Below are 18,566 nucleotides of genomic sequence, written 5' to 3' on the forward strand. Positions count from 1 at the left end.
CGCGTGCCGAAGACTTCACCCACCGTCGTCGTGCTCACCGCCCTGCCTGAGGAGTACGACGCCGTACGCGCCCATCTCGATGACGATGTCGAGGAGTTGGTCCACGAGGACGGAACCCGGGTGGAGCGGGGCCGGCTCGCGGGGACGGACTGGACGCTGGCCGTCGCCGAGTTGGGCGAGGGGGCGGTGAACGCGTCCGCGCTGACGACGCAGATCCTGGGCTGGCTCCGGCCGGAGGCGGTGCTGTTCGTGGGCGTGGCGGGTTCGTTGAAGGCGGATGTCGCGATCGGTGACGTCGTGGTCGGCACGAAGGTGTACGCCGTGCAGGGCGGCAAGGTCACACCTTCCGGTTTCCACGCCCGGCCCGAGGTCTGGCACGGGTCCAACCGGCTGGTGCAGGCGGCGCGGTCGGCGTTGCGGGGGCTGGACGGGGTGCGGGGGCATCTGAAGCCGATCGCTTGCGGGGACGTGGTCCTGACGGACGACAGGTCGGCCTTCGCCGAGTTCATCAAGCGCCACTACAACGACGCGAACGCCATCGAGATGGAGGGCGCCGGCGCGGTCCATGCGGCGCATGTCAGCGGGCAGTTGGACGCGCTGGTGATTCGCGGGATCAGCGACCGGGCGGACGCCGGGAAGTCGACGGCGGACGCAGGCGGCTCCCAGGAGCGGGCGGCTGCGCAGGCGGCGGCTGTGGCGGTGGGGGTGCTGCGGAAGCACCGACCGCGGGGTGCCTCCGGCGGGTCCTCTTCCGGCTCCAAGGAGGGGCCCCAATACGGGGGCGATCACATCGACTTCCGGGGCGGGGTCTTCAACCGGCCTGTTATCGGCAAGCGGGTCGACCGGGAGCGGTAGGGGGACGGTCGACGGTCCGGTGCCCCGGGCTACGGCGACGCTGCCGCCGCGGCCGCTGGGGTCCACGGGGCGGTCTTCCGAACTGGAGCGGTTGCTGACCCAGCTCGCGCCGGGGGCGGGTGGAGAGGCGGTACTGATCTTCGCCGTCACGGGGATGGGCGGGATCGGGGGCTCTCCTGGAGGCGGGCCGGGTCCAGGAAGCGATCGACGCCCACATCCGGGACCGTGACCTCTGCCAGGCCGCCGGGGACCGATCACGGTGAGGGCCTGGCGTGGCACAACCTCGGCGCTGCCCTTCGGGATGCGGGCCGCGTCGCAGAGGCGTTTGAGGCGTACGAAACGGCGCTGGAGATATACCGCGAGTTCGAGGACTGGTACTGGGCCGGTCAGGCCCTGGAGGGCCTGGCCTTTGCGCACGAGACCGCCGACCACGTCGACGAGGCCCGCGCCTACCGCCTCCGGGCCGCCGAAGCATTCACCCGGGCCGAAGCGGCCGGCGCTAATCCTCCGCAGACGCATTGACCTGACTAGACCACCCCACCTACGTTCACCGGGCAGCCATCCCCGCGCCACAACGACGTGAGCCCGCAGGAGGTCATGCCCGTGCGCCCCACCGCCGCCCTGATAGCCACCGCCCTCTCCCTCGCCGCCGCGACGACCCTCAGCGCCTGCGGCGGCGGTTCCGGAAGTGATCCGGACACCGTGAAGGTCTCCTTCAAGCAGTCCACGGACAACAACATCAAGGTGATGGACAACTTCCTCGCGGACATCAAGAAGGAGTTCGAGAAGAAGTACCCGGGGAAGAAGGTCGAGTTCATACCCATCAAGGCCCCGGACTCGGAGTACTACACCAAGCTCCAGCAGATGCTCCGCTCCCCCAAGACCGCCCCGGACCTGGTCTACGAGGACACCTTCCTCATCAACTCCGATATCACCAGCGGCTACTTGAAGCCCCTCGACGACTACCTCGCCGAATGGCCGGACTGGAACCAGTTCATCGACACGGCGAAGGAGGCGGCGAAGGGCGAGGACGGCAAGACGTACGGCGTCCCGGACGGCACCGACACCCGCGGCCTCTGGTACGACAAGGCCATCTTCGAGAAGGCCGGCATCCCAACACCCTGGCAGCCGAAGACCTGGGACGACGTCCTGGACGCGGCCCGCACGATCAAGGAGAAGGTCCCGGACGTCACGCCCCTGAACGTCTACACGGGCAAACCCGCGGGCGAGGCCGCCACCATGCAGGGCTTCGAAATGCTCCTGTACGGCACCAACGACGGCAGGACGGACCCCCTCTACGACACGGCATCGAAGAAGTGGATAGCGGGAAGCCAGGGCTTCAAGGACGCCCTCGCCTTCGTCGAGACGGTCTACAAGGAGAAGCTCGGCCCCGATGTCGCCGACGCCCTGGACCCCAACTTCGGCACCCGCGTCCGCGGCGAACTCCTCCCCCAGGGCAAGCTCGGCATAGACCTCGACGGCTCCTGGCTCCCGCAGGACTGGCTGGAGGGCAGCGGCCACGAATGGCCGGAGTGGTCGGAGAAACTCGGCCTCGCCGCCATGCCGACGCAAGCCGGCCAGGCCCCCGGCAAGGTGAGCATGTCCGGTGGCTGGACCTGGGCGATCCCCGACAAGGCGGCCAACCCCGATCTGGCCTTCGACTTCATCAAGACGATGCAGACCAAGGCGAACGCCCAGAAGTGGTACGTCGCCAACTCCGGCATCGCGGTCCGCGAGGACGTCGCGAACGACCCCGCGTACGCCGAGGCCCAACCCGGCATCAAGTTCTTCACGGACCTGGTCGCGAGCACGCACTACCGCCCGGCGTATCCCGCGTACCCGAAGGTCTCCACGGCCATCCAGGAGGCGATGGAAGGCGTCACGACAGGGGACATGTCAGTCGAAGAGGCGGCGAAGAACTACGACGAGGAGCTCAAAGCAGCGACCGACGACCAGGTGATCCAGAAATGAGTCCCCGCGCATGAGGACGATCAGCCGCGCGCTCCCGCTCACCCCTGCCGTCGTCCTCCTGCTCCTCTTCCTGGCCGGCCCGATCGCCTACTGCGCCTACATCGCCTTCACCGACCTCCAACTCACCGGCCAGGCCGAGGAGTCGTTCATCGGCTTCGAGAACTTCCGTACGGCGTTCGGGGACGAGGCCTTCCTGAACGCCGTATGGCTGACCCTCGTCTTCACGGTCGTATCGGCGCTGATCGGCCAGAACACGCTGGGCCTGGCGCTGGCGGCCCTGATGCAACGGGCGTCGAAGCCGATCCGCACACTGACGGGCGGCATAGTCATCGCGGCCTGGGTCCTCCCGGAGGTGGTGGCGGGTTTCCTGCTCTACGCCTTCTTCCGCCGCGAGGGCACCCTGAACGCCATCCTGGACTGGCTCCATCTCCCGTCCCAGAACTGGCTGTTCACGTTGCCGATCCTGGCGGTGTCCTTCGCGAATGTGTGGCGGGGAACGGCCTTCTCGATGCTGGTGTACTCCGCCGCCCTGAATGAAATCCCCAAGGAGATCACGGAGGCGGCGGAAGTGGACGGCGCGGGCGGGTGGCGCCGCATGTGGCATATCACGCTCCCGATGATCCGCCGCTCCATCAGCACGAACCTGATGCTGATCACCCTCCAGACCCTTTCCGTCTTCGGCCTGATCTGGGTGATGACGAGGGGCGGCCCGGGCGGCAAGAGCCAGACGCTGCCGTTGTTCATGTACGAGGAGGCGTTCCAGAAGAGCATGATCGGCTACGGCACGGCGGTAGCGCTGCTGTTGTTGGTGGTGGGTTCGCTGTTCTCGGTCGTGTATCTGCGGCTGCTGCGGACGGAGGTGTAGGGCCCCGTGCGATCCCGAAGTACAACTCGCCGCCTGGCGGCCGACACGGGCCTGTTGGCGGTGGCGGCGGCCTTCGTGCTCCCGCTGGCGTGGGTTGTCCTCTCCGCCCTGGACCCGCGGGCGGATCTGAGGGTAAAGGTCCCGGGCGGGGTGACGTGGGACAACTTCGACGCGGTACTGACGGAGGAGATTACCTTCACCCCCCTGCTCAACAGCCTGCTGCTGTGCGGGGGCGGGACGTTGCTGACGGTGGCCTGCGCGGCGCTGGCGGCGTACCCGCTGTCCCGCTTCCGCTCCCGCCTGAACCGCCCGTTCCTCCTGACGATCCTCTTCGCGACGTGCCTGCCGATCACGGCGGTGATGGTCCCGGTCTATGCCCTCTTCGTCCAGGTGAACCTGATCGACACGATGCAGGGCACGATCTTCTTCTTCGCCGCGTCCCAACTGCCGTTCGCTATTTGGTTGATGAAGAACTTCATGGACGGCGTACCGAAGGAGCTGGAGGAGGCGGCGTGGACGGATGGGGCGTCGTCATTCCAGTCACTGCTGCGGATCGTGCTGCCCCTCATGGGACCGGGCGTGGCGGTGGTGACGGTGTTCTCGTTCGTGATGATGTGGGGGAACTTCTTCGTCCCGTTCATGCTGCTGCTCACGCCGGACCAAATGCCGGCGGCGGTGAGCATCAATGAGTTCTTCGGGAATCGGGGGACGGTGGTTTATGGGCAGCTGGCCGCGTTCTCGGTTATTTATTCGACGCCGGTGATTTTGCTGTACGTGGTGGTGGCTCGGCGGTTGGGTGGAGGGTTTGCGTTGGGTGGGGCAGTCAAGGGGTGAGGCTGTCTGCTGCGTCGCGGGCTTCGGCCGCCTCGGCAGGGGCGTTGGCTCGGGTGAAGGCGTCAACAGCACGGAGCCAGTGGGCCGAGCCTGGGCGGTGCGGCACGGAAGCCCCCTACCCCTCCGGCAAAACCCCCTTCCGAAACGCCTCCACCCCCACAACCCTCCGCACCCGCTCAGCCTCGATCAACAACATCACCCTCCGCTCCCCCGGCAGCAACCACGGATACCGCTCCTCCCCGATGTACTTCCGCGCCAGCCGGTCCATCGCCCGCTCCGCCGCCTCCCCCTCCACGAACCGCACCACCCGCCCCCGGATCTCGGCCCGGTCGTACGGGTTCTCGGGGTCGATGTGGGACAGCGAGACGTACGGATTGCGCCGCAGGTTGTCGACCTTCACGCGCCCGATCGACGTGTTGACCATGGCGTACTCATCTTCGATGTCCGCCCACATGGGCGAAACGTGGGGCGCGCCGTCGGGGCCGACCGTCGCGAGGTGCCAGAAGTTCGGGGCCAGGAGCCGCTCTCGAATATGCCCGCTGAGCTTGCCGTTCATCACCGCGTCACCTTCCCGGGGCGCCCGCGCGAGCCCCCCGGCGTGAGCCTCACCCGCCCCCGCCCTCACTAACCGGCGATCTTCAGCCACCCCTCCCTCACGGCCGGAACCGTACGTTCCTACAATCCGTAATCCTGGCCGAACAGACCGTAGTCGCCGCACGCCTCCAGCCCTAGCTTGGCCCCGTGCGCCGACCCCCAGCTCAACCGAACCAGCCCCCTGTCCCACCGACACCGCCCTTCAACGCCCCCGCCGCCCGAAGACTCCGCGCCGCCCTGAACATGGGCCCCGAACATGTCGCCTACGGCATGCGTGTGTCGTACGGACTGCCCTACGTCACGCCCGATCTCGTCATCGCCTGGGAACGGGGGGTCACCTCCCCCTCCAATCCCGAACTCACCGCCCTCGCGGGCGTGTTGTGGTGCTCGCCCGGTGAACTGCTCGGCCGTCCGCGGACCCTGCGTGAGCACCGCATGGCCCGCGGGCTCGCCCCCGAGGACGTCGCCCGTGCCGTCGGGCACGAGCTCCACGCCTATCTGCGCATGGAGGAGAGCGACGACTGGCGTGGCACCGAGCGTCAGACCTCCGCGCTCGCCGATCTGCTCGGGCTGTCGCTGCCGGACTTCGTCACTGTCACCGGGCGCGACAGCAAGCTCGCCGATCTGCTGCGCAGCGCCGTGACGACACGCTGGCAGGCGTATGTGCGCCCGATCGGCAAGCTCGTGCCGCTGGACCGGCGCCTGGTGGAGGACGCCCTCCAGGAGCTGCACCGGGAGTACCACGGCCAGATGGTGGCCACCCTGAGCTGGGGCGGCGACAGCGGCTCCAGCGCGGCGGGCCGGGAGTTCCTGGACCGGATCGTGGACCATTTCTGGACCAGGGTCAGTGATCGTTCTCCAGGTGGAGTCTGAGCAGGTCCACTCCGTAGTCGCCGGCGTTCGGGGTGCGGACGATCGTGTGGATGTGCTGTTGGGTGGGCGTACCGTTCGGGCCCCCCATGCCTCCGCCGCTCGACTCGTTCCCGTACGCCAGCGGCGACTGGGCGTCGTACTCGATCAGGACCACCGGGCTGTGCACCCGGTAGTAGAAGGCCGAGCTGTCCTTCGTCTCGCCGATCCAGTAGAAGTACGTGTCGTCGAGGTGCTCCTCGACCTCCGCCAGCCTGACCTCGGCGTGCCCTTCGTTCATGTAGCCGACGTAGACGCCCACCAGGTCGAGCAGCTTCTGCCGCTGCGCGGAGGTGAGTTCGGAGCACTTCAGGCCCTCGTAGGCGAGTTCGAGGTTGTCGGCTCCCGCGCCCGCCTTCATATCGGCGCCGCTCTTCTGGGCCGTGGTCGAGATCGCCTCGGCCTGCTGCGCCTTCGTCAGGGAGCGCAGCATGGCGAGGCCCGCCGTGGTCTCCGTCTTGAAGGTGACGATCTTCTCGCCCTGGTACGTCGCCGATGTGGGCTCGGAGCCCATGAAGGTGGGGGTCATGACGACCTGGTCGCCCAGGACGAAGTAGTTGATCGCCAGATGGTGGCCCTCGTACTGGAAGCCCCACGGCTTCGTGGTCGACGGGGTGCCCATGAAGGTGAAGTAGTAGTGGCCCTCGGTGAGGGTCTCCTTGCCGCCGCCGCTGTAGTCACCGAGGTAGGCGTTGAGCTTCATGATGTTGCGGGCCTGGGTCAGGCCGTCTGCGGACAGGGCGGCGCCGAGCAGGGCGTACCCGAGTTCGCGCTTGTTCTCGGTGAGGTCGCCCATGCGGACGCCCTTGCGTTCGTATCCGTCGACGTTGCTCCAGGCCGGCCACTCGTCGTCCTGGATGTCGTACTGCGCGGACCGCTTCTCCTTGGTGGACAGTCCGTCGAGGAAGTTCTGCGCCGCTTTCACGATCGGGTCGGTGGAGACGCCGGTGGAGTGGATCGAGTAGAGGTCCTCCTGGACCTTGCCGTCCGCGGTGACGCCGACGAAGTCGTCGTCACCGCGGAGGCGCCGGGGCCCATGCCGCCGCCCGGCCCGCCGGAGGGCATGCCGCTCGGGGCGGCGGACGACGCCGTGTCCACCGATGAGCCACTCGAACAACCGGTCATCGTCGCCACCGCGGCGGCCCCGCCGAGCAGCAGCGACCTGTTCATGAACCAGCGGCGGGTGCGTTCGGCCTCAGGGGTGCGTGGTCTGTGTGTGTGCATAGGCACACGGTCCCGGCCGTACCTGAAGCGCCCCTGGGCCGAACCTGTGAGAACCCTGGGCCTAGAAGACGGACTCCGCCTCGTCCATGCGGTCCTTCGGCACCGTCTTCAGCTCGGTCACGGCCTGCGCCAGCGGCACCATCACGATGTCGGTGCCGCGCAGCGCCGTCATCCTGCCGAACTCGCCCTGGTGGGCGGCCTCCACGGCGTGCCAGCCGAAGCGGGTGGCGAGGACACGGTCGTACGCCGTCGGTACGCCACCGCGCTGGACATGGCCGAGGATGACCGGCTTGGCCTCCTTGCCGAGGCGGCGCTCCAGCTCGAACGCCAGTGCCGTACCGATGCCCTGGAAGCGCTCGTGGCCGTACTGGTCGATCTCGCCCTTGCCGTAGTCCATGGAGCCCTCGGCGGGGTGGGCGCCCTCGGCGACGCAGATGACGGCGAACTTCTTGCCGCGCGAGAAGCGCTCCTCGACCATCTTGACCAGGTGGGCCGGGTCGAAGGGGCGCTCGGGCAGGCAGATGCCGTGGGCGCCGGCGGCCATGCCGGACTCCAGGGCGATCCAGCCCGCGTGCCGGCCCATGACCTCGACGACCATCACGCGCTGGTGGGACTCGGCGGTGGTCTTGAGGCGGTCCATCGCCTCAGTCGCGACGCCGACCGCCGTGTCGAAGCCGAAGGTGCGGTCCGTGGAGGAGATGTCGTTGTCGATCGTCTTCGGGACGCCGACCACCGGCAGGCCCGCGTCCGACAGCATCCGGGCCGCCGTCAGGGTGCCCTCGCCGCCGATCGGGATGAGGGCGTCGATGCCGAAGTCGCGGGCGATGTCGGGAGCGTTGTCGCAGGCCTCGCGCAGCCGGTCGCGCTCAAGGCGGGAGGAGCCGAGGATGGTGCCGCCGCGGGCCAGGATGCCGCTCACCGCGTCGAGGTCGAGAGTGCGGTAGTGGCCGTCCAGCAGACCGGCATACCCGTCTTCAAAGCCGATGACCTCATCGCCGTAATGGGCGACGGCTCGGTGCACGACCGACCGGATCACTGCGTTCAGGCCGGGGCAGTCGCCGCCGGCGGTGAGAACTCCGATACGCATCGTGCTGTGTCTCCTGCTCGCTGTTGACACCAATGAGCCAGTCCGATTGTTTCACGTCCCAGAAGACGATGCCGCTTCCGTCCCGTCCGCCCCGATCCGCCCTTTCCAGCGTTCGGTCCTGACGGGCGCCTTATCTATCGACAGAGGTATTGTCAAGAGGGTTCTGCTCACCTCGGTGGGCGATTTTTATGATGCTGACGAAGGATGAAGGGGAGACCACGCGTGACGCGCAGCGTGTACGTGACGGGTATCGACCGCGGCGACGGACGCCAGGTCGTCGAACTGGGGGTCATGGAACTCCTGACCCGGCAGGTCGACCGGGTGGGTGTCTTCCGGCCCCTCGTCCACGACGGGCCCGACCGGCTCTTCGAGCTGTTGCGCGCCCGCTACCGGCTGGCGCAGGACCCGGCGACCGTGTACGGCATGGACTACCACGAGGCGTCCGCGCTCCAGGCCGAGCGGGGCGCCGACGAGCTGGTCTCCACCCTGGTCGACCGGTTCCACCTGGTCGCCCGTGACTACGACGTGGTCCTCGTCCTCGGCACCGACTACGCCGACACCCAGTTCCCGGACGAGCTCTCGCTGAACGCCCGGCTCGCCAATGAGTTCGGCGCCTCCGTCATACCCGTGGTCGGCGGCCGCAAGCAGACCGCCGAGTCGGTGCTCGCCGAGACCCGCAACGCCTACCGTGCCTACGACGGCCTCGGCTGCGACGTCCTCGCCATGGTGACCAACCGGGTCGCGCGGGGCGACCGGGACCAGATCGCCGAGCGGCTCGCCAGCCGGCTGCCCGTCCCCTGTTACGTCCTTCCCGACGAGCCCGCCCTGTCCGCGCCCACGGTCGCGCAGATCGCCCACACCCTCGGCGCGAAGACGCTCCTCGGCGACGACTCGGGCCTCGCCCGGGACGCGCTGAACTTCGTCTTCGGCGGTGCGATGCTGCCGAACTTCCTCGGCGCCCTGACCCCGGGCTGCCTGGTCGTGACCCCGGGCGACCGGGCCGATCTGGTGGTCGGCGCGCTCGCCGCGCACAGCGCCGGCACCCCGCCGATCGCCGGTGTGCTGCTCACCCTCAACGAGGTCCCCAGCGACGACGTCCTCACCCTCGCCGCCCGCCTCGCCCCCGGCACCCCGGTGATCTCGGTGCCCGGCAACAGCTTCCCGACCGCCGAGCAGCTCTTCTCCCTGGAGGGGAAGCTGAACGCCGCGACCCCGCGCAAGGCGGAGACCGCGCTCGGCCTGTTCGAGCGGTACGCCGACACCGGCGACCTGCTCAAGCGGGTCAGCGCCCCGAGCAGCGACCGGGTCACGCCGATGATGTTCGAGCACAAGCTGCTGGAGCAGGCCCGCTCCGACCTTCGGCGTGTGGTGCTGCCCGAGGGCACCGAGCCGCGGGTGCTGCACGCGGCGGAGGTGCTGCTGCGGCGCGGGGTGTGCGAACTGACGCTGCTCGGCCCTGTGGACCAGATCCGCAAGAAGGCCGCCGATCTCGGCATCGACCTGGGCGACACCCAGCTGATCGACCCCGCGACCTCCGAGCTGCGCGACGCCTTCGCCGAGAAGTACGCCGCCCTGCGCGCCCACAAGGGCGTGACCGTGGAGCTGGCCTACGACGTCGTCTCGGACGTGAACTACTTCGGCACCCTGATGGTCCAGGAGGGCCTCGCCGACGGCATGGTCTCCGGCTCCGTGCACTCCACGGCGGCCACCATCCGCCCCGGGTTCGAGATCATCAAGACCAAGCCGGACGCCTCCATCGTGTCGTCCGTCTTCTTCATGTGCCTCGCCGACAAGGTCCTCGTCTACGGCGACTGCGCCGTGAACCCCGACCCGAACGCCGAGCAGCTCGCCGACATCGCCATCCAGTCGGCGGCGACGGCCGAGCAGTTCGGTGTGGAGCCGCGGATCGCGATGCTGTCGTACTCGACGGGTACGTCCGGTTCGGGCGCCGATGTCGACAAGGTGCGCGAGGCGACGGAGCTGGTGCGGCTGCGCAGGCCCGATCCAGTACGACGCCGCCGTCGAGCCTTCGGTCGCCGCGACCAAGCTGCCGGACTCCGAAGTCGCCGGGCAGGCAAGCGTGTTGATCTTCCCCGACCTGAACACCGGCAACAACACCTACAAGGCCGTGCAGCGCTCGGCCGGCGCCATCGCCGTCGGCCCGGTGCTGCAGGGTCTGCGCAAGCCGGTCAACGACCTGTCCCGCGGCGCGCTCGTGCAGGACATCGTCAACACCGTCGCCATCACGGCGATCCAGGCCCAGTCCCCCATCGAGAAGGCGTCCCAGCAGTGAGTTCGTCCCGTGTCCTCGTCCTGAACTCCGGCTCCTCGTCGGTGAAGTACCAGCTGCTCGACATGAGCGACGGCAGCCGGCTCGCGGTGGGCCTCGTCGAGCGCATCGGCGAGGAGACCTCCCGGCTCAAGCACACCCCGGCGGTCGGCGAGTCCCGGGAGTGGACCGGCCCCATCGCCGATCACGAGGCCGCCCTGAAGGCCGTGTCGGAGGAACTGGCCAAGGACGGTCTGGGGCTGGACTCCCCTGAGCTGGCCGCGATCGGGCACCGGGTGGTGCACGGCGGCAAGCACTTCACCGAGCCGACCGTCATCGACGACGCGGTGCTCGCCGAGATCGAGCGGTTGATCCCGGTCGCCCCGCTGCACAACCCGGCGAACCTCACCGGCATCCGTACGGCCCAGGCGCTGCGGCCGGATCTGCCGCAGGTCGCCGTGTTCGACACCGCGTTCCACACGACGATGCCGGAGTCGGCCGCCCGCTACGCGATCGACGTCAGGACCGCCGACGAGCACCGCATCCGCCGCTACGGCTTCCACGGCACCTCGCACGCCTACGTCTCCCGCGCGACGGCGAAGCTGCTGGGCAAGTCTCCGGAAGAGGTGAACGTGATCGTGCTGCACCTCGGCAACGGCGCGTCCGCCTCGGCGGTCAGGGGCGGCCGGTGCGTGGACACCTCCATGGGGCTCACGCCCTTGGAGGGTCTGGTGATGGGTACGCGCTCGGGAGACATGGACCCGGCCGTCATCTTCCATTTGATGCGTGTTGCCGGAATGTCCACCGATGAGATCGACACTCTTCTCAACAAGAAGAGCGGTCTGATCGGCCTGTGCGGTGACAACGACATGCGCGAGATCCGACGCAGGGTCGACGAAGGTGATGAAGAGGCGCAACTCGCCTTCGACATCTACATTCACCGGCTGAAGAAGTACATCGGCGCCTATTACGCCGTACTCGGACGGGTGGACGCGGTCGCCTTCACAGCGGGAGTCGGGGAAAACGCGAGTCCCGTGCGAGAAGCTGCCGTCGCCGGCCTGGAGGAGCTCGGGCTGGTGGTGGACGGCGAGCTGAACGCCGTACGGAGCGACGAACCGCGGCTGATCTCGCCGGAGTACGCCCGGGTGGCCGTGGCCGTGGTGCCGACCGACGAGGAACTGGAGATTGCGACGCAGACGTACGCGCTTGTAAATGGGTCACGGAACCTCACCTGAGCGGCATCCCGCCCTTTTGTATTTTCCGCCAGACGGAATATTCCGTAGCGAAACAAACCGATAGGATCGCCCCATGCGCCGTTCGAAAATCGTCTGTACTCTCGGCCCCGCGGTCGACTCCCACGAACAGCTCGTGTCGCTGATCGAGGCCGGCATGAATGTGGCCCGCTTCAACTTCAGCCACGGCTCGCACGAAGAGCACCAGGGGCGGTACGACCGCGTCCGGGCCGCCGCCCAGGAGACCGGCCGGGCCATCGGTGTGCTCGCCGACCTCCAGGGGCCGAAGATCCGTCTGGAGACCTTCGCCGAGGGCCCGGTGGAGCTGGAGCGGGGTGACGAGTTCGTCATCACCACCGAGGACGTCCCGGGTGACAAGCACATCTGCGGAACCACCTACAAGGGCCTGCCGGGCGATGTCTCGCGCGGCGACCAGATCCTCATCAACGACGGCAACGTCGAGCTGAAGGTCCTGGACGTCGAGGGCCCCCGGGTCAAGACCATCGTCATCGAGGGCGGTGTCGTCTCCGACCACAAGGGCATCAACCTGCCCGGCGCGGCCGTGAACGTGCCGGCGCTGTCCGAGAAGGACGTCGAGGATCTGCGGTTCGCGCTGCGCATGGGCTGCGACCTGGTCGCGCTGTCCTTCGTGCGGGACGCCAACGACGTGCAGGACGTGCACAAGGTCATGGACGAGGTCGGCCGCCGCGTCCCGGTCATCGCCAAGGTGGAGAAGCCTCAGGCGGTGGCGAACATGGAGGACGTCGTAATGGCGTTCGACGGTGTGATGGTCGCGCGTGGCGACCTGGCCGTCGAGTACCCCCTCGAAAAGGTCCCCATGGTGCAGAAGCGGCTCATCGAGCTGTGCCGCCGCAACGCCAAGCCGGTGATCGTGGCGACCCAGATGATGGAGTCGATGATCACCAACTCCCGCCCGACCCGCGCCGAGGCCTCCGACGTGGCCAACGCGATCCTGGACGGCGCCGACGCGGTCATGCTGTCGGCCGAGTCGAGCGTGGGCGCGTACCCGATCGAGACCGTCAAGACGATGTCGAAGATCGTCCAGGCGGCCGAGCAGGAGCTGCTCGCCAAGGGCCTTCAGCCGCTGGTGCCGGGCAAGAAGCCGCGCACGCAGGGCGGTTCGGTCGCCCGCGCGGCCTGCGAGATCGCCGACTTCCTCGGCGGCAAGGGCCTGATCGCCTTCACCAAGTCCGGTGACACCGCCCGTCGGCTGTGCCGCTACCGCGTCGCCCAGCCGATCCTGGCCTTCACCACCGACGAGTCCACCCGCAACCAGCTCACCCTCAGCTGGGGCGTGGAGTCGCACGTCGTCCCGTTCGTGAACAGCACCGACGAGATGGTGGACCTGGTCGACGGCGAGTTGGTCAAGCTGGGCCGGTTCAACGACGGCGAGATCGTCATCATCACGGCCGGCTCGCCCCCCGGCGTCCCCGGCACCACCAACATGGTCCGCGTCCACCACCTGGGCGGCGGCGGCATCAACTGACGTCCCCGTAAAGGGTCTTGTACGGCGCTGAGGGCGCCCCCCGTCTTGGGGGGGGCGCCCTCAGGCGTTGTGCGGCTCCCGAACGGGCCTTGGGGGGCGCTCAGTCGGTCGTGAACTGGTGCAGCCCGGGAACGTGCAGGGTTCCGCCGAACTGGCCGGCCTGCACGACCTTCACGTTGGTGAAGTAGATCAGCGGGATGTTCAGCGGCGGCGGGTTCTCCGGGCTGAACGTCACCGGGATCAGCCCCAGCAGATTGCCGGAGATGGACTCGGTGTACATGATCGTCTTGCCGTCGCGGATCGTCGACGTCGAACCCTGGGCCGCCTGCACGTGGTACGTCTTGCCCGCCTGGGGGTCCTTCACCGTCTGGTGCAGATCGCCGATGTCGGTGCCGTCGGAGATGACGTACTTCAGAACGTCCTTGGTGGTGCCGCTCGCCGTCTTCACCTTGACGATGCCCTGGTAGTCGGCGCCCTTGAGCAGCAGCGAGCTGGCGTTCAGGTACCACGGGTCGTCGGGCAGGGGGACGGTGTTGTCGACACCGCCCTTGTCGTCCGTGGCGACCGGGCAGTCCTCGGGGTCGGTGGTGGAGCTCGCCGACGGGCTCGGGGTCGCGGTGACTTCCTCGGCCGCTTCCTCTGCCGCTTCCTCGACCGCCTTGCCGGTGTCCTCGGCCGCCTCCGACGCCGTGTCGGTGGTGTCCTTCACCGTGTCCTCGACCGTGTCGGTGACCTTGTCGGCGGTCTCCTGCACGGCGTCGGACGTGCCCTCCTCCTCGGCGCTCGGCGACTCGGAGGCCGACGGGGTGGCCGAAGGCGACGGGCTCGCGCTCGCCGTACCGTCCTCGCCGCCGGTGAAGATGCCCTCGATGGCGTCGCCGATGTCCTCCAGCAGGTTGCCGTCCGACTCGGACGGCGACGGCGAGGGGGACGCCGTGGCGGTGTCGCCGTCACCGGACTGGGGCTCGGTGGTCTTGCTCTCGGACGGGGACGGCGTGGGCTCGGCCTCGTCGTCGGAACCTGAATCCGACGACGAGGAACCGCCCGTGGAGGCCGACGGGGTGGGGGTCGGCTCCGCCGTGTCGTCCTCGGCAGGGGACTCGCTCGTGCTCTCGCTCGCGGACGGCGACGGGGACGCGGTCTCGCCCTCCAGGGCGGCCACGCAGTCCTTGTACTCGTCGGCCGTCAGGCTCTTGGCGGCAGGCTGGTCCTCCGCGTTGGCAAGCGTCGGCGTGAACCCCATCCCCATGAGGACCGCGGTCGGCATCGCGGCCAGGGCTATCGCCTTGCCGGCCGGCATGTGGAACCTGGTGAACAGCGGCTTCTTGGGAGCCGCGTGCCGCGGCCCGGTTCTCGCACGGGACGTATCCACGTCAGTCCCGTGGGTCACCTCGTCAGCCGGCACTGTGCCTCCCGTTCGCCCCGTTCGCCGGGCTCGTTCCTGACAGATCGTTCGGCTCGTCCACCGGGTCAGCCTGGGCCGGGACCACGCCCTCGGGGGCGCCGTCCTGCTTGACCGTGGCCTCCTGCGCCGGCTGCGGCTCGGGCGGCACACCCGGCGCCCACGCCACGGCCATCGCGCCGCCGACGAGAGCGAACAGGAAGCCGATCAGGAAGCCGCCCAGGTTGGACACGGGGATGGACACCAGCGCCAGCAGGATCGCCGCGACACCCGCGAAGGTGCGTACATGCTTCTGGAACCAGAGGCTGACGCCGAGCACGACGAGCAGCACGCCGATGATCAGGGACCCGGCGCCCGCCGTGGTGGACATCGCCAGGGTCAGGTGACCGATCTGGAGGTTCGCGTACGGGAAGTAGGCGATGGGGAGTCCGCCGAGGATGACGAACAGACCGGCCCAGAAAGGCCTCGCGCCCCGCCAGGCACGGAAGTGCCGCCTGAGGACCCGGAGGTAGTGCTCGTCGCGGCCGGGTACGGCAGGAGTCTCGGCGCTCATGGAAAACAGCTCCCTGGTACGGCTTTGCTGTGGTGGTGAGTTGTGAAGCTCGGGTCGGACGTGTGAAGACACGGCCGGAGTGGGGGACGGGCGGGGGCGCCACCGGCTCCCCCGCCCGTCAGAGAGTGCTTAGTAGCACTCCTTGACACCCGTCGACAGCTTCATCGACAGACCGCTGAGCTTGAAGGTTCCGGCGGTGGTCGCCCACGCCGTCTGCTTCACGTCCTTCAGCACTACCGAGTCGGCCTGCTGGGCGAACCCGAACGGGTTGGCCTGCTCCTTGCCGCCCTTCATGCCGGGACCCTTGGTGGCGTCCTTGGCGGCCACACCGATGTCGATGCCCTTGAACGTGGCATCGGCCTCGAGGTCGGCGACGTCGATGTACAGGTTCTCGGCCTCGACCGGCTTGTCCGGGTCCTGGCCCGCACGCAGGATCAGGCTGACGCTGCCGAGCAGCGGGATGTCAGGGGTGACAACCGACTGGCACAGGCTGTTGATGGTCGCGGACTTGAAGGCCGAGACCGCGACGGGGTGAACCGTCTTCTTGCCGCTGAGCGTGTAGCCCTCGTCAAGGGCGCCGTACTGGGCGAAGCCCGTACCGTCGAGCTGCTTGGTCGTCACCTTGAACGACTGACCCGACACGCTGAACGACGCGGCGAGAGCGCCCTGCGCGAGGGCGACACCTATCGCTGCCGTGGCGGCCACGCTGGGCACCATCACGACGGCGAACCGCTTCCATCTGGTCCCGCCACGCACCTGGGACTCCATATTTCCTCCTTCTCGGACGTACATCTCCTGGCCCTGACTGCCCCTGTCGAACTCGACGGCTCAGCCGGGCAGGGATGGGAGAAGTGCTACGTCCTCGGGAAGGAGAGCGCCCGCGCTCGGTGGCGCGAACCGCGCCCGAATCACCGGCGATCACCCCCGAGCGACAACCACTGGTCGCGCCTGACACGCATCACGCACAACCTTGCTGGACAGGCTTCGCCTGTCGGCGAAGACCCCCCTGCCCAAGAGCCGGCGCCACTGCCGCCGGCTCTGCTCGGTGGGGACCCTGGACTCCCGTCGCCCGACCGGCTGTCGGGTAGTACGGGAATGGACCGAGCGTCGCCGATCGTGGTGCATTCTCGCCGCCCGCACAAGGGGGTTCGTTACTCACTAGTAACGGCCGGATAACCGAACAACGACCCGTCGGTCTCGGACGGCGACGCAGGGTGGTGTCAAGCGGGCTGACATATCCATGAATGGCTGGACAGAATCCGACAGAACGACGCCCTCGACTTACTGCCAGTAACAGCGGCCGCGATTACCAAGATTTGGTAAAGCGCGGCCGCACTGACACTCCGTCGGCAGTTCTTTCACTCGGGCCACACACGCCCTCGCGTTTAGTGACTGGTCAGAACGGGGCTGCCGACCCGCTCGGCCCGCTCAGAAAAGAGCGCGTGCGAGAGCCCTGCGCGCCGCCGTCACTCTCGGGTCATCGGCCCCGACGACCTCGAACAGCTCAAGCAGCCGCAGTCGTACGGCCTCCCGCTCGTCGCCCGCGGTGCGCTGCACCGTCTCGATGAGCCGCCCGAAGGCGTCCTCGACGTGCCCGCCCACCAGGTCCAGGTCGGCGGCGGCGATCTGGGCCTGCGCGTCGGCCGGCTTGTCGGCGGCGTCCTTGCGCACCTGCTGCGGATCGGCGCCCTGCACCCGCTGGAGCAACTCGGCCTGCGCGAGGCCCAGTTTGGCCTCGGTGTTCCCCGGGTCGTCGCTCAGCACGTTCTTGTACGCCTGGACCGCCCCGCCCAAGTCCCCCGCGTCCAGAGCCTGTACGGCGGCCTCCAGCAGCGCGTCGTAGGGCCCGGCCGGTGCCTCGGGGGCCGCCTGGGCGCCACCGCCCGGCTCGGCCTCCGGGTCGACGTCAAGACCGGTGAGCCCGAACCGCTGCTCGGCCACGGTCACCAGTTGGTCGAGGGTCTGCCGGATCTGCGCCTCTGCGGCGGCACCCTGGAAGAGCGGCAGCGCCTGCCCCGCGACGACGGCGAACACAGCGGGGATCCCCTGCACCCCGAACTGCTGCATCAGCATCTGGTTGGCGTCGACATCGATCTTGGCGAGGACGAAGCGGCCGTTGTACTCGACGGCGAGCCGCTCGAGGACCGGGCTCAGCTGCTTGCAGGGCTCGCACCACTCGGCCCAGAAGTCGATGACTACGGGCACCTCGGTGGACCGCTGAAGTACGTCTCGCTCGAACCCCGCCTCATCGACGTCGATGACGAGGTCGGCGGGCGAGACGGCCCCTCCCCCGCCCTGCCGGGCGGCATCGGCGCGCGCCTGCTCCGCCTTCGCCTTGGCCTCCTGGGCCGCCTTCACCGCGGCGAGGTCGACGACTCCGCTCATGGACATGTTCCGTGGCTGCATGCGTCTATCCTCCCCCGTTCTCGCGCGCGAGTGAAAAACGATGAGAAAGCCGGTCGAGCTTCTCTGTTCTGCCGGACGCCGGGTCCCCACCCCACGCCAGTGGTTTCGCTACGAGTCGTAGCGTAATGGCACCGAGTGCCTCCGGTACACCGTGCCCTGGTGATCTCCCTCACGGCGCCTACGGGAACCGCCGGTGGTTATGGTCTGGGGATGCAGAGCAGCACTCCCGCACCACGCGCCACAGGGCGCCCCCGCAGCGCGGCGGCGGACGCCGCGATCCTCGCGGCGACGCGGGAGGCGCTGGTGGAGCTGGGCTGGTCGAAACTGACCCTGTCGGACGTGGCCGTCCGCGCCGGGGTCGCCAAGACGACGCTGTACCGCCGCTGGTCGGGCAAGAACGAGCTGGTGGTGGACGCGGTGGCGGAGCTCTTCGACGAACTGGAACTCCCGGACCGCGGAACGCTGGGCGCGGACATCGAGGGAGTGGTCCTCCAATTCGCGGCCATCCTGGCGCGTCCGGAGGCGAAGAGCGGCCTGATGGCGGTGGTGGCGGAGTCAACCCGCGACGAGGCGCTGCGCGAACGCATCCGCGCGTCGATCGTGGACCGTCAGAAGCGCCTGGTCCTGGAGGGCCGTTCCCGAGCCGAGGCGCGCGGCGAACTCCCCCCGTCTGCGGACCCGACCGAGGCATCCCGCACGGTGGACCTGATCTTCGACGTGGTGGCGGGCGCAGTGGTCCACCGCTGCCTGGTAAGCGCGGAACCGGCGGACGAGGAGTGGGTACGGAGCTTTACGAAGGTACTGGTGGCGGGGTTGGCGGCGGCAGCGGCCTAGCTGCGGGCAGTCGTGCCTCCCCCA

16 protein-coding genes and 1 pseudogene are annotated in these 18,566 nt (G+C 68.6%); 10 read left to right on the top strand and 7 right to left on the bottom strand.

What is annotated here, in order from left to right; translation table 11 throughout:
* Nucleotides 1-3: 3 nt before the first annotated feature.
* The 5 genes from H4N64_RS26395 to H4N64_RS26415 all read left to right on the top strand — a co-directional run bounded on the left by H4N64_RS26395 (nt 4) and on the right by H4N64_RS26415 (nt 4,525).
* A complete protein-coding gene (locus H4N64_RS26395) occupies nt 4-855 on the top strand; it encodes a 5'-methylthioadenosine/S-adenosylhomocysteine nucleosidase (protein WP_336246806.1) in 852 nt (283 codons plus the stop codon).
* A gap of 225 nt (nt 856-1,080) precedes the next feature.
* A complete protein-coding gene (locus H4N64_RS26400; protein ID WP_336246807.1) occupies nt 1,081-1,377 on the top strand; it encodes a tetratricopeptide repeat protein in 297 nt (98 codons plus the stop codon).
* 75 nt (nt 1,378-1,452) lie between these two features.
* A complete protein-coding gene (locus tag H4N64_RS26405; RefSeq protein WP_186284912.1) occupies nt 1,453-2,826 on the top strand; it encodes an extracellular solute-binding protein in 1,374 nt (457 codons plus the stop codon).
* A gap of 10 nt (nt 2,827-2,836) precedes the next feature.
* The gene (locus H4N64_RS26410) at nt 2,837-3,691 is read left to right on the top strand and encodes a carbohydrate ABC transporter permease (protein WP_186284913.1); all 855 of its coding nucleotides are present in this window, start codon (nt 2,837-2,839) and stop codon (nt 3,689-3,691) included.
* A gap of 6 nt (nt 3,692-3,697) precedes the next feature.
* Complete coding sequence (locus tag H4N64_RS26415) at nt 3,698-4,525, top strand: ABC transporter permease subunit (protein WP_186284914.1); 828 nt, start codon at nt 3,698-3,700, stop codon at nt 4,523-4,525.
* 115 nt (nt 4,526-4,640) lie between these two features.
* On the opposite strand, the gene H4N64_RS26420 is transcribed toward H4N64_RS26415, so the two are convergent.
* Nucleotides 4,641-5,081, bottom strand: coding sequence for a PPOX class F420-dependent oxidoreductase (locus H4N64_RS26420; protein WP_186284915.1), 441 nt, complete (start codon nt 5,079-5,081; stop codon nt 4,641-4,643).
* 185 nt (nt 5,082-5,266) lie between these two features.
* Between H4N64_RS26420 and H4N64_RS26425 the strand changes: the two genes are divergently transcribed.
* Nucleotides 5,267-5,992, top strand: a complete 726-nt coding sequence (locus tag H4N64_RS26425) for a helix-turn-helix domain-containing protein (RefSeq protein WP_186284916.1) — start codon at nt 5,267-5,269, stop codon at nt 5,990-5,992.
* Here the strand turns inward: H4N64_RS26425 and H4N64_RS26430 are convergent.
* Both H4N64_RS26430 and H4N64_RS26435 read right to left on the bottom strand, forming a co-directional pair.
* A complete protein-coding gene (locus H4N64_RS26430) occupies nt 5,964-7,145 on the bottom strand; it encodes a DUF3500 domain-containing protein (protein ID WP_260859988.1) in 1,182 nt (393 codons plus the stop codon). The two genes, H4N64_RS26425 and H4N64_RS26430, sit on opposite strands and share 29 nt — an antisense overlap.
* A 168-nt stretch (nt 7,146-7,313) precedes the next feature.
* Nucleotides 7,314-8,339, bottom strand: coding sequence for an ATP-dependent 6-phosphofructokinase (locus H4N64_RS26435; protein ID WP_186284917.1), 1,026 nt, complete (start codon nt 8,337-8,339; stop codon nt 7,314-7,316).
* A 204-nt stretch (nt 8,340-8,543) separates the two neighbouring features.
* Between H4N64_RS26435 and pta the strand changes: the two are divergent.
* The 3 genes and pseudogenes from pta to pyk all read left to right on the top strand — a co-directional run bounded on the left by pta (nt 8,544) and on the right by pyk (nt 13,347).
* Nucleotides 8,544-10,632, top strand: a pseudogene (gene pta, locus H4N64_RS26440) (phosphate acetyltransferase).
* On the top strand, nt 10,629-11,843 hold the full coding sequence (locus tag H4N64_RS26445) for an acetate/propionate family kinase (protein ID WP_186284918.1): 1,215 nt from the start codon (nt 10,629-10,631) through the stop codon (nt 11,841-11,843). The pseudogene pta and the gene H4N64_RS26445 overlap by 4 nt, the downstream one beginning before the upstream one ends.
* A gap of 73 nt (nt 11,844-11,916) precedes the next feature.
* The gene (pyk, locus tag H4N64_RS26450; protein WP_186284919.1) at nt 11,917-13,347 is read left to right on the top strand and encodes a pyruvate kinase; all 1,431 of its coding nucleotides are present in this window, start codon (nt 11,917-11,919) and stop codon (nt 13,345-13,347) included.
* Nucleotides 13,348-13,447: 100 nt separating this feature from the next.
* Here the strand turns inward: pyk and H4N64_RS26455 are convergent, their stop codons facing one another.
* The 4 genes from H4N64_RS26455 to H4N64_RS26470 all read right to left on the bottom strand — a co-directional run bounded on the left by H4N64_RS26455 (nt 13,448) and on the right by H4N64_RS26470 (nt 17,708).
* Complete coding sequence (locus H4N64_RS26455) at nt 13,448-14,752, bottom strand: hypothetical protein (protein WP_186284920.1); 1,305 nt, start codon at nt 14,750-14,752, stop codon at nt 13,448-13,450.
* Complete coding sequence (locus H4N64_RS26460) at nt 14,742-15,302, bottom strand: DUF6114 domain-containing protein (RefSeq protein ID WP_186284921.1); 561 nt, start codon at nt 15,300-15,302, stop codon at nt 14,742-14,744. Before H4N64_RS26460 ends, H4N64_RS26455 begins: the two co-directional genes overlap by 11 nt.
* A gap of 129 nt (nt 15,303-15,431) precedes the next feature.
* Complete coding sequence (locus tag H4N64_RS26465) at nt 15,432-16,070, bottom strand: DUF6230 family protein (RefSeq protein WP_186284922.1); 639 nt, start codon at nt 16,068-16,070, stop codon at nt 15,432-15,434.
* 660 nt (nt 16,071-16,730) lie between these two features.
* Entirely contained in the window at nt 16,731-17,708 is a 978-nt protein-coding gene (locus H4N64_RS26470) for a tetratricopeptide repeat protein (protein ID WP_186284923.1), read from the bottom strand.
* Between the two features lie 210 nt (nt 17,709-17,918).
* On the opposite strand from H4N64_RS26470, the gene H4N64_RS26475 reads away from it, so the two are divergent.
* Nucleotides 17,919-18,542, top strand: a complete 624-nt coding sequence (locus tag H4N64_RS26475) for a TetR/AcrR family transcriptional regulator (protein WP_186284924.1) — start codon at nt 17,919-17,921, stop codon at nt 18,540-18,542.
* Nucleotides 18,543-18,566 lie beyond the last annotated feature (24 nt).

Source organism: Streptomyces cupreus, from assembly GCF_014257025.1.
GTDB lineage: Bacteria > Actinomycetota > Actinomycetes > Streptomycetales > Streptomycetaceae > Streptomyces > Streptomyces cupreus.